This window comes from Mycolicibacter kumamotonensis (genome assembly GCF_002086285.1).
Classification (GTDB): domain Bacteria; phylum Actinomycetota; class Actinomycetes; order Mycobacteriales; family Mycobacteriaceae; genus Mycobacterium; species Mycobacterium kumamotonense.
Map to the genome: position 1 here is coordinate 35,120 of NZ_MVHU01000034.1, position 10,158 is coordinate 45,277.

A 10,158-nucleotide genomic window follows, 5' to 3' on the forward strand; every position below is an offset into this window, starting at 1 on the left:
TGCTCGTCGTTCCTGGCGGGCGGATGGTGGTGCGAATGCCAGTGCGGCTGGAAGTCTCCGACGTGGACAGACCGCCAAGACGCAATCGAGTCCGGGACCGCGCACACTCGGGTGGTGTCCGCATGAGCACCGATTTCTGGACCACCCGCCGCGACAGCCCCAAGGTCCAGGCGGCGCTGAAAGTGGCGTGCAAGCTCTGCGGGGCGAAGGCGGGTGATGACTGCCGGAGCGTGGGGGATGCGCGGATGGCGTTGAAGGCGGGCGTGATTCATATGGTTCGTGTCCCGGATCGCGTGATGGGAGTGAAGAAGTGAGCTACTGGTCGTGGGAGCGGGTCGCCTGCCCGGTCTGTAAGCAGCCGGTCGGTGAGAAGTGCCGCACGCTCAAGACGGGGCGGCTCACCGACACGCATATTCCGCGCTTGGAGCTGGGTGGCTGGCACTTCCGTGAGGGGAGGGTTCAATGACCGACAGCGTGAGCCACGTGTACGCGAACCTCCAAGACACTATCGCGCGGATGGCGTTGAAGCTGGACGAGATTCGACGGCTACATCGAAGGTTTGAGATCGATGGCGAGGCGTACTGCGCGCACTGCCCTGATTATCGGAACGAGGATAGTGCGCCCTGGCCGTGCGAGACGATGCGGATCATTGAGCGGGTGGCGCTGTGACGACATACACGGCGTTCCTGGCACGAAAGCACGCTCGCGTCGAAACGCCGGGCCGCGAAATCGCATCCACCGACATCCACCCCCTACTGCACCCATGGCAGAACGATCTCGTGCGCTGGGCGGTCCGCACATCACGAGCCGCGATCTGGGCCGACACCGGGCTCGGGAAAACCCTGATGCAGCTGGAATGGGCACGCCACTCCGGTCTGCGCCCACTGGTGATCGCACCGCTCGCTGTCTGCCACCAAACCGTCCGCGAAGCCGGCCGAATCAGTCTGCCCGCCAGCTACGCCCGATCTGGTGAAGAACCGGTAGACGGGGTGACTGTCACCAACTACGAGCGCCTGCCCCAATTCTCGCCGACCGATTACGACGCTGTGGTGCTTGATGAGTCCAGCATCCTGAAGCAGTCTGACGGCGCGACCCGAACCATGCTCATTGACTGGTGCCGAAACATCCCGCACCGACTCGCCTGCTCAGCAACCCCGGCACCAAACGATCCGGAGGAACTGACCAACCAGGCCGAATGGCTGGGTCGCATGTCGCGAACGAACATGCTCGCCGCCTACTTCATCCACGACCAGGATGGCTGGCGACTCAAAGGGCATGCGCGGCAGCCGATGATGCAGTGGATGGCGCAATGGGCCGTGGCGCTCACCAAACCTTCCGACGTCGGCGGTGACGATGCTGGCTACGACCTTCCTGGACTGGAGGTGGTGCCCGAGATTGTGGCCGCTGAGATCGAAGCCGAAGGTCAACTGTTCGCGACGGATATCGGTGGCGTGACCGGCCGATCCGCACTGCGCAAGCAGACGCTAGGGGCGCGTGTTGAGCGGGCCGCGAAGCTGGCCGCCGATGAGCCGGGCCCGTGGATCATGTGGTGCGGATTGAACTCGGAGGCTGACGCGCTCACTGCCTCGATACCCGGCGCCGTCAATGTTCACGGGTCACTGGACGCCGACGACAAGGCTCGACTGCTGCTTGATTTCGCTGACGGCAAATACGACGTCCTGGTCACCAAGCCGTCAATAGCATCCCAGGGCCTCAATTACCAGCATTGCGCTCGCATGGCGTTCGTTGGCCTCGGTGACAGTTACGAGCAGTACTACCAGGCGATTCGCCGCTGCTACCGCTACGGCCAGACCCGTGTCGTTCGGGCGCACGTCATCGTGTCCGACCTCGAATCACAGATCGCCGCGAACGTCGCCCGCAAAGAGCGCCAAGCCAACCAGATCACCACCGAGCTAGTCGCGGAGATGCGACGGAATTGGAGCGCAGCATGACCGACTACATCACCGACGAAGCCCACGGAAAGAACTGGGCACTACTACTAGGCGACTCGTGCGAACGCCTGGCCGAACTCGACGCCGAATCGGTTGACCTGTCGATCTGTTCACCGCCGTTCGCCAGCTTGTTCACCTACAGCCCGTCACCGCGCGACCTTGGCAATAGTGCCAGCCGCGGCGAATTCCTGGACCACTATGGATTCATAATCCGCGAGCAGTTGCGCGTCACCAAGCCGGGGCGACTCGCCTGTATCCATGTCCAGCAGTTGACCACCACTAAGGCGACCGACGGATACATGGGGATGACCGATTTTCGCGGTCAAGTCATCCGAGCATTCCAGGATAACGGCTGGCACTTCAATGGAGAGGTCACCGTATGGAAAGACCCGCAGGCCCAATCAATCCGCACCCGCTCACATGCACTGGCATTCGCCACGAAGAACCGTGATAGTGCCGGAACGCGCCCCGCCCTGGCTGACTACCTGCTGCTGTTTCGAAAGCCTGGCGACAACCAGGTGCCGATCAAGAATGACGTCACCAACGACGAGTGGATCGAGTGGGCAGCGCCGATCTGGACCGACCATCACGACGGCGGGTGGCTCACTGATGACGGCAATATCTGCCCGGTCTGGTACGGCATCCGTGAAACCGACACCCTCAACGTTCGGGTGGCCCGCGACAATGACGACGAGCGCCACATCTGCCCACTGCAGCTCGGGTTCATCGACCGTTGTATCCGCCTGTGGTCCAACCCGGGCGAGCTAGTTCTGACGCCGTTCGCCGGGATCGGCTCTGAGCTGTACCAGTCGCTGAAGCGCGGTCGCCGCGCAGTCGGCATCGAGTTGAAAAGGAGCTACTGGGAAACGGCCGTTACGAACCTCACGGAACTGGAACGAGAGCTTTCTGTGCCAACTCTATTTGACGAGACACAGGCATGAGTAGGTCCATCAGTTTCACCGATTCGTACGCGATGAACTCCGCTTCTGTGATCCCGTCCGTGCCGCGCCTGTTCAGCGCCTTGCATGCAAGCCTCATTGATTCACGTTCGTGGATCTGGCTTTCAGTAAGCGCCCGCCGCCCCTTCTGTCCAGGCCTTGCCCCCGGTTCAATCTTCGATCTGAGCATGTACAGCAGTGCTGCCTGCCGTTGCTTGAGCACGATGTACGGCCACAGTTCTTCGATCACCGGACCGATTGCTCGACCCTTCAATGCCCAGATCCACGAGGGTCGCGCATTCTGCGCCTTCGGGATCACAGGGCCGGTGATTGACCCCCCGACGAGGCTCTTGCACTTCTGTACAAGCACCTCGTCTGTGCTGGCCATGGAAATCGTCGCAGACCACGACGTAGTGCCCCGGCTGGTCGTGTACTTCGTGATCATGTACGTGCCTTCGCCGTCGAGTAGACCGGCGAGGTATGCGGCTTCGGTTGGCTCCATGCTCCGATTGTACATCGTATTCACGTTGAAGCCGTCATATTGGCGCACAGCGGTGGACAACCTGACGCAGCTGGAATCAGAGATGGAGTTGCCGTCCCTGTTCGACCTGGAGGCGGCACTGTGATGGACCTGTCATCAATAGCCCGCACCATCCGCTTCCAACAGCATCCAACCCTCACTGCCTGCTGGGTCTGGACCGGCGGCACCTACCCAGATGGCAGGCCACGCGCAACCCATGAGGGTGTGCAGACGACCGGGCGGGTAGCTGTCTACCGCACCCTGCGCGGCGAACCACCCGGCCTCCTGAAGCTGGCATGCCGGGAATCCCTTTGTATCAACCCGGAGGTCACGGCATGACCTTCACCACCGACACCATCGCCCTCGCGATCGAACTGCCCGGTGTCTACGACGGCACGTCCGTCTACCTGCTGAAGGATGGCACGTTTGTGAATCGGTGGACCAACTCGACTATCACGCACCGACGTTGGGCGGCTGATGAGTGGATCGCCGCGCATGGGGACAAGTTTCGGGCCGCGAACGCGGACCTGTTGGACAAGGAGGAGGAGGCACGGTGAGCGACAAGGCGATAGAGGTCATCCACCGGCGGGTGCTCAAGGCTGAATGCGACCCCGGTGACGCGCCATGGACGATCGCGGTCGACATCCTGTCCGCGCTAAAGGCCGCCGGGTTCGCCGTGGTGGAGCTGCCGAAGCCGACCGCTACCTACGACCATATGGCAGAAGAACCCATGATGGGCTGGGAAGTTGAGGCAGGTCCGTATTTCGTTCGGACGCTGCGGCATGAAGTGCAGGTCAGCTACGACGGGGAGCCTGACGAACCATTCGACCCGACGGGCGCCCGCGTTTTTGCCGCTGCTCTCCTGGCTGCTGCGAACGCAGCGGAGGCAGCACGAGAAGTGGGTGCCGAATGAGTGAGCGCCCGCCGCTTCGAGTCACCCTGCCTGACGAATCGTCTTGGCCGCGACCAGCCATGGAGTCGGATGAGTGGAGCGGGATCGGATGGAAGTGCCGTTACGCCCCCGACACTGTCACTCGTGAGGATCTGTTGATCCTAGCGTCCATCGCTGATTCCTACGGATACCTGATCTGCGAGACCACCCGTGAGCGCCGCGAGTACGTGGTGCGCGAGATGCGGAAGGCCCTAACCAATGCCTGATTTCACTGCCCGCATCACCGAAATCCTGCGGGACAACATCCACCAGACCGACCTGGACGAGTTTCACCCCGCGATGTTGCCGCACCTTGCCACCCTGATCTCCGCTGCCGCCAAGGAGCACTACCGGCCACAGCTAGACGTTGCTCTTATCGAGCGCATGGCACAGGCCATCTGGGATGAGATGCGTCCATATAAAGACTGGTCAAAGTGCCCTGATAAACATGTTTATCGTCATGCAGCGCGTGGGGTGTTTCGCGTGCTGTGGTCACCAGGAGCGGGCGAATGAATGCCGTGGTTTACGCCTTAGCGATCTGGGTGTCAGCTGCGGTCGTTGTCGGATTAAGCGTGATGGCGAATGGAGCTGGCGATGACTGACCCCGCTAGTCGGCCAGAGACCGACGACGCTCGACACGCGCAGAACGAGCTGGCCGAGTCGCGCACCGAGGTCGAGCGGTTGAGGGGTGCGCTCGACGGGCTGATGGAGGACTGTGATGCGGAAATCCTCTACGACCGCGCCCCACAGGTCGCACAGGCTATCCGAAACATCCTGCGGGAACACGCATGACCGCCAACGCCTACCGCTGCGACCACTGCGGTCACCACGAAAACCTCCACCGACACAACGGTAACTGCCTCGTGCTCATCAACGGCAAAACCGAGCGCTGGGAGTGCGAGTGCGCGGAGTTCGTGCCAGGGGATTGCGACCGGTGCCGTGGGTTCGGGTGTGAGGACTGTGATTCGAGCGCGAAGGGTGGCAAGTGGTGAACGAACCCGCCGATGAGACACCCGACGACGTGGCCGAACTCGTCGACTGGCAGTTACGCGAATCACCGGCAGCACAACGGGAGCAGCGGCGGCAGATGAACGCGGCGGCTTGGAATTGGAGGGAAGCGTGAGTGTCGAGATCCGTTGGCCCGTCGGTGCGCGCGGCGAGGCTGTCACTCAGTGGGGGGTGATCGAATATCCAGACCCGCGGCCCGATCGCGGCGAGGTTGGTCATCTCATCCTCGCCACGACCGCCTCATTACGTGGAGATGCCTACTACGCCAGGGATTGCACCGATGAGGGACGCACACGCTGGCAGTACTACAGCGGACCCAAGCAACAAGACGGACGTTTATTCCTGAGCACCGCCTACCCCGTCTATTCGAGTAACAACATCTACGACGACAACGGATGGATTTTCACCGACGAAACCCAGAGTTGGACCTGGGAACTGTTTCCGGCGCACTTCGCGGACGGTGGAGGTCCGCATGACGTCTACGTGGGGCGGTGGCCGGATTGACCACCCCCGACCGCCACGCCCGCTACCGCGCCGGCCAGTGCGTCGACTGCGGGGGAAAACCATCGGCAGGGCGCCCGAGGTGCACACCATGCCACGAGGCGCTGATTCGGGACAGGAATGAAGGGAGGGCGGTGTGAGTATGGACAGTGGAATCGTCTGGGTTTCATTCGGCAGCGACCGCAAATCGGTCGACGGCCGATGGCACATTAGGCACCCCGAGAACTCGCCGAGCGGGCGCTGGGAGCTGTACGACATGAAGGCCGGCACCTGGCATGGCGACTGGCGCACATGCACCCAGGCGAAGAAGCAGGCCGCCATAGTTGTGGCCCGGACTGGCGACGGTGCCCTATGAGGATCCGTTCAACGAAACCGGAGTTCTGGCGATCTGGGCGCGTCGCGTCGGTCAGCTGGGACGCGCGGCTCGTCCTCAAGGGCCTCGAATCCTACGTCGATGACAACGGCGTGGGGAAGTATGAGATGGCCCTGATTGTCGGTGATCTGTTCTCTCGCGACCTCGTTCGCGAACCTTCGCGAACCCTCGCGAGGGTGTCCGAAGCGATTTCCGAGCTCAATCAGGCCGGTTTGTTGTGGCTCTACGACGCCGACGGCACCGATTTGATGTTCGTAGCGTTCTGGGACTCGATCCAGCGCGTCGACAAACCGCAGCCGGGACGTTTTCCCAGGCCAGACGGCACGATGAACTACCGCGACTCGGTCATTCGTGAGTCCCTCGCGAACCTTCGCGAACCTTCGCGAGCCCTCCTGCCCGGAACAGGGGAACAGGGGAACAGGGGAACAGGGGAACAGATCAGTGGTAGCGGAAGTCTGGTAAGTCGCCAGGGCGGCGACGACGTTCCGCCCCCCGAAAAATGCCTGCGGCACATCAATAACCCAAACCCGCCGTCGTGCGGAGGATGCGCAGACGCGCGCCGTGCGCGCGATGCCTGGAAGGACGAGCGGGACCGACTCCGCATCGAGGCCGAGAAGTCTGCCGAGGCCGAACGCCTTCGGCGTCGAGCGCAAATCGACAACTGTCCCCACTGCGACGACTTCGGTCGCCTTGATGATCTGACCGATTGCACCCACACGGAGGAGCGCCATGCCTGACAACGAGTCACAAGACGAACCGACCTACGACCTCGTGGTGCCGTTCGAAAACCACCGCTCCGCACCAACCACGCCAGCCGACCCGGTTTCACCCCCCTCCGTGCCCCTCACCGCCCAGCACCGCGCCCTCCAGCGCTGGTTCGCTGACCGGATCACCGACACGGGCGGCGACTGGCGCGAGCGAGCACTGTGCGCCCAGGTCGACCCGGAGATATTTCATCCCGAGAAGGGCGGATCACCCCGGCCGGCCAAGCTCATCTGCCGCATGTGCCCCGTCCAGGTCGAATGCCTGGAGACGGCGCTGGCCAACAACGAGATGTTCGGCATCTGGGGCGGGCTGACGGCACACGAGCGCACGGCGTTCCGTCGAGGCACCGCGCGTGAACGGACCCACTGCAAGAACGGGCACGAATACACCCCGGAGAACACGCGCATCAGCACCTCGGGGGCCAGGCGGTGCAGGACGTGCGACAACGCCTACCAGCGAGATGCGGTGCGGCGGAGAAGGGCGGGGCTGTGAGCGGGCCTGTAACGCGTCGGAGCGTCGGGGGGTCAATGAGGTACCTGAGCGCGCCGTTCGTCGCTCAGCGTGGCACACAGGGCGCCTGGCGGGCATCTGAGACCAACACCGACCCCACCGAAACCGAAAGGACTCATCCATGGCACTGACCCTCGGCGCCAAAGTCCGCATCGAACGCGACGAAACCAAGCACCCATCGCGCGGCACATGGCCCTGGTATCGCGGCAAGACCGGAACCGTCGTCGGAATCAACCGGGCGGGCATGGGCGCGACCGAATACGGCGTCGGGTTCGGCAAGGCGAAGTGGGCTGATGCGTGGTTCAAGGGCTACGAACTAGCGGTGATGAGATGACCGACTGCACCCGCTGCAAAGCCCCAAGCGACAACTTTGGATGTTCACGATGCGTCTCCGAACTCCGTGACCTCCTCGCCGACCTGCCCTGGTGGCTGGACGAGCTGGAAGTCACCGCGACGGGCCAGGGCAAGACGTCCGCGCCCGTGCGTCGAACGCCCCGGTATCGAAAGCCGCTAGACGGCGACGCACACCCGATATCCGCCTTCCCGGCCGACGAGTACCCCAGCGCCGCACACGCCTGTCATGATCGCGAGCAGGCGGTGCTACGGGACGCCCTGGCGCGAGGTCGGGTCAACGCACGGGCATCAGAGCTTGCCGAGAGGGTTCAGGCGTGCCTGACCGAGTGGGTGCGCGACCTGTGCGAGACGCGCGGGCTGCCACTGCCGAACTTCGACAAGCCACACACGGACGCGGGGCCGAACGCCGGTCAAGCGCCGTGGGTGGATGCGAGCACGGTGCATGTGGCGGCGGGGAATCCGGGGGAGTTGTGCGGGGAATGTTGGACATGGCATCGAGGAGGGTGTTTGTGATGGAGATGTGCGAAAACATACTCGATCTACATGGGGGCCTAACCGTCAATGAGGTTCAGGTGGTGTCAATATCGGCAGGTCCGAGACGCATTCGATGCCGGTTGCCGCGCGGACACTCGGGGAGTCACATCGGGGGCGGCGTTCCTGAAGGTAGTTGCCACTTGAATGTGTGGGACGACGGTACTGTCTACCACTTTGACGCTCCCGAGGGATTCGGATTCGCGAGCGTATCGCCGAGGGGGCGCTCATGACCACCATGTCCGACCTCGCCCGCTGGCTTCACCGCAACGTCACCGCCATCGCCGCTGATGAGGGCTTCGATGTGTGCTTCAGCGAGATCGCGGAGATTCGCCGGGACATCGAGAGGGTGATTGACACCCCCAGGCCGCCGCATAGGTTCGGGCCGTGCCCCGAGATGGTCGACGAGGGCCACGACGAGGGCTGCAAGGAGCCGAAGCACCCGCATCAGTGCGGCACGACGTTGCGGGGGCATGAGCGGGCGACGGAGGTCAAGTGCGAGGAGTGTGGGGTGACACAGCAAGTCGAAGGCCTGTTTGAGCGGCAGGCTGAGTTTGCGGGCGGGTACAGCTACACAATCACCGACCTGTCAGGCACGGTTCTGCCGGCGTTGCGTGAGTACGTTCCCAAGCGGACCATGCAGCACTGGGCGGCGCGTGGCTGGCTCAACCCGACGGGGCATGACAACGAGGGCGAGCCGAAGTACCTGCTCAATGACGTGCGGGAGTTGTGGGCACAGGCGATGGATGGGACCAAGAAGGCATGAACGTCCGTGAGCTAATTTCCGCCCTGTCCCGCCTGGACCCTGACATGCCGGTGATTATTGAAAATGACTCCGAATACTACCCTGACAATGTGGAAATTACGCACGTCCGGGTTGTGGGCAGACTTAGTCGCGATCCAGTCATGTCGGCAAGATACGGGGCCAACATCTACGACTACGTAGGCAACCTGGCCCCTAGTGACCCTCGTGTGAATCTACCAACACCGCCGGTGGTGATTCTGGGATGGGAGCAACACTTAGCGCCCGAGTGACGGCATGTGGGCGTGCGTTGTCGACTAAACGTGTTAACCTGTTGCCAGCAGCACACCTGTGTCAAAACCCGGACCGCTTAGGCGTCCGGGTTTTCTGCGTTCAGGAGGTCACCTTGCTCGCACTGACCGACGACATCGACATCCACGAGCAGGTCACCGCAAGCGAGGCCGCCAAGCACTTCGGCATCACGACCGCCGCCATCTGTAATTGGGTGCGACGAGGACATCTCGCGGTCACAGGCATTGACGCACAGGGGCGCAGGACATACCGCAAGTTGGACCTGGAGAAGGTCAACAACGCGACCATGCAGCGGATGCGCAAGCGGACGCGCTAGGAGACGGACATGGCAGACGAAGCCAAGCAGGACGACGCGCACGTGTTTACCGACAACGGCGACGGCGTGGTCCGCGAATGGGACGCCAACCTCAACCACATTACGACTCATCGGGCCGGCGGCAAGAGTCCCGGTAGCGTCGGGGAGATACAAAAAGACGCTTACGAGACCGCGCTGCGGAACATCAACAAGGCCACCAAGCCCGCCAAGACCAAGTACGAGCCGTTCCGCTGGTGATCAGCGTCGATGGCATCAAGACCTACAGCAACGCCCAGGCCTTAGTCGCGCTCGAAACCTGCGCAGCATCAGTCGACCCCAACCACGCCATTGAATCGCCCTGGGTTTGATGGAGGCTCGGGCTATTGGATTTCGACCAGGGGTTGGCCGGTCCGCTGCCCAGCGTAG

At 62.7% G+C, this 10,158-nt stretch carries 19 protein-coding genes; 18 read left to right on the top strand and 1 reads right to left on the bottom strand.

Going from position 1 to position 10,158, the window contains the following annotated elements; all coding sequences use genetic code 11:
- Positions 1-122 precede the first annotated feature (122 nt).
- From BST28_RS18655 to BST28_RS18670, 5 genes are read left to right on the top strand one after another with little or no spacing between them, the layout of a single operon-like run.
- Positions 123-314, top strand: coding sequence for a zinc finger domain-containing protein (locus BST28_RS18655; RefSeq protein ID WP_083082262.1), 192 nt, complete (start codon positions 123-125; stop codon positions 312-314).
- A complete protein-coding gene (locus BST28_RS25280; RefSeq protein ID WP_420093446.1) occupies positions 311-466 on the top strand; it encodes a zinc finger domain-containing protein in 156 nt (51 codons plus the stop codon). Before BST28_RS18655 ends, BST28_RS25280 begins: the two co-directional genes overlap by 4 nt.
- Entirely contained in the window at positions 463-669 is a 207-nt protein-coding gene (locus BST28_RS18660; RefSeq protein ID WP_083082264.1) for a hypothetical protein, read from the top strand. Before BST28_RS25280 ends, BST28_RS18660 begins: the two co-directional genes overlap by 4 nt.
- Complete coding sequence (locus tag BST28_RS18665; RefSeq protein WP_083082266.1) at positions 666-1,952, top strand: helicase-related protein; 1,287 nt, start codon at positions 666-668, stop codon at positions 1,950-1,952. Before BST28_RS18660 ends, BST28_RS18665 begins: the two co-directional genes overlap by 4 nt.
- Positions 1,949-2,893, top strand: coding sequence for a DNA-methyltransferase (locus tag BST28_RS18670; RefSeq protein ID WP_083082268.1), 945 nt, complete (start codon positions 1,949-1,951; stop codon positions 2,891-2,893). Before BST28_RS18665 ends, BST28_RS18670 begins: the two co-directional genes overlap by 4 nt.
- Here BST28_RS18670 and BST28_RS23765 read toward each other — a convergent pair.
- The gene (locus tag BST28_RS23765) at positions 2,835-3,392 is read right to left on the bottom strand and encodes a hypothetical protein (protein WP_133054323.1); all 558 of its coding nucleotides are present in this window, start codon (positions 3,390-3,392) and stop codon (positions 2,835-2,837) included. The genes BST28_RS18670 and BST28_RS23765 overlap by 59 nt on opposite strands.
- A gap of 353 nt (positions 3,393-3,745) precedes the next feature.
- On the opposite strand from BST28_RS23765, the gene BST28_RS18680 reads away from it, so the two are divergent.
- The 13 genes from BST28_RS18680 (at position 3,746) to BST28_RS18735 (ending at position 9,990) form a co-directional block, all read left to right on the top strand.
- Complete coding sequence (locus BST28_RS18680) at positions 3,746-3,967, top strand: hypothetical protein (protein WP_083082272.1); 222 nt, start codon at positions 3,746-3,748, stop codon at positions 3,965-3,967.
- The gene (locus BST28_RS18685; RefSeq protein WP_083082273.1) at positions 3,964-4,323 is read left to right on the top strand and encodes a hypothetical protein; all 360 of its coding nucleotides are present in this window, start codon (positions 3,964-3,966) and stop codon (positions 4,321-4,323) included. The genes BST28_RS18680 and BST28_RS18685 overlap by 4 nt, the downstream gene beginning before the upstream one ends.
- Before the next feature lie 237 nt (positions 4,324-4,560).
- Positions 4,561-4,854 carry a hypothetical protein gene (locus tag BST28_RS23770; RefSeq protein ID WP_133054324.1) on the top strand — a complete coding sequence of 98 codons (294 nt, stop codon included), beginning with the start codon at positions 4,561-4,563 and terminating at the stop codon, positions 4,852-4,854.
- Positions 4,855-4,935: 81 nt separating this feature from the next.
- Entirely contained in the window at positions 4,936-5,133 is a 198-nt protein-coding gene (locus BST28_RS18695) for a hypothetical protein (protein WP_133054325.1), read from the top strand.
- Between the two features lie 196 nt (positions 5,134-5,329).
- Positions 5,330-5,464 carry a hypothetical protein gene (locus BST28_RS25155; protein ID WP_272937541.1) on the top strand — a complete coding sequence of 45 codons (135 nt, stop codon included), beginning with the start codon at positions 5,330-5,332 and terminating at the stop codon, positions 5,462-5,464.
- On the top strand, positions 5,461-5,853 hold the full coding sequence (locus BST28_RS18700; protein WP_133054326.1) for a hypothetical protein: 393 nt from the start codon (positions 5,461-5,463) through the stop codon (positions 5,851-5,853). The genes BST28_RS25155 and BST28_RS18700 overlap by 4 nt, the downstream gene beginning before the upstream one ends.
- A gap of 133 nt (positions 5,854-5,986) precedes the next feature.
- The gene (locus BST28_RS18705; RefSeq protein ID WP_083082277.1) at positions 5,987-6,205 is read left to right on the top strand and encodes a hypothetical protein; all 219 of its coding nucleotides are present in this window, start codon (positions 5,987-5,989) and stop codon (positions 6,203-6,205) included.
- Positions 6,202-6,960 (top strand): hypothetical protein, encoded by a 759-nt coding sequence (locus BST28_RS24420; RefSeq protein ID WP_207570139.1) that lies wholly within the window; start codon positions 6,202-6,204, stop codon positions 6,958-6,960. Before BST28_RS18705 ends, BST28_RS24420 begins: the two co-directional genes overlap by 4 nt.
- Positions 6,953-7,480 (top strand): WhiB family transcriptional regulator, encoded by a 528-nt coding sequence (locus BST28_RS25285; protein WP_083082278.1) that lies wholly within the window; start codon positions 6,953-6,955, stop codon positions 7,478-7,480. The genes BST28_RS24420 and BST28_RS25285 overlap by 8 nt, the downstream gene beginning before the upstream one ends.
- 139 nt (positions 7,481-7,619) lie before the next feature.
- Positions 7,620-7,832 carry a hypothetical protein gene (locus tag BST28_RS18720; protein ID WP_083082279.1) on the top strand — a complete coding sequence of 71 codons (213 nt, stop codon included), beginning with the start codon at positions 7,620-7,622 and terminating at the stop codon, positions 7,830-7,832.
- Positions 7,833-8,612: 780 nt separating this feature from the next.
- Entirely contained in the window at positions 8,613-9,149 is a 537-nt protein-coding gene (locus BST28_RS18725) for a hypothetical protein (RefSeq protein WP_083082280.1), read from the top strand.
- A gap of 382 nt (positions 9,150-9,531) precedes the next feature.
- Positions 9,532-9,753, top strand: coding sequence for a MerR family transcriptional regulator (locus BST28_RS24180; protein ID WP_083082281.1), 222 nt, complete (start codon positions 9,532-9,534; stop codon positions 9,751-9,753).
- A 9-nt stretch (positions 9,754-9,762) separates the two neighbouring features.
- The gene (locus BST28_RS18735; RefSeq protein ID WP_083082282.1) at positions 9,763-9,990 is read left to right on the top strand and encodes a hypothetical protein; all 228 of its coding nucleotides are present in this window, start codon (positions 9,763-9,765) and stop codon (positions 9,988-9,990) included.
- Positions 9,991-10,158: the final 168 nt, after the last annotated feature.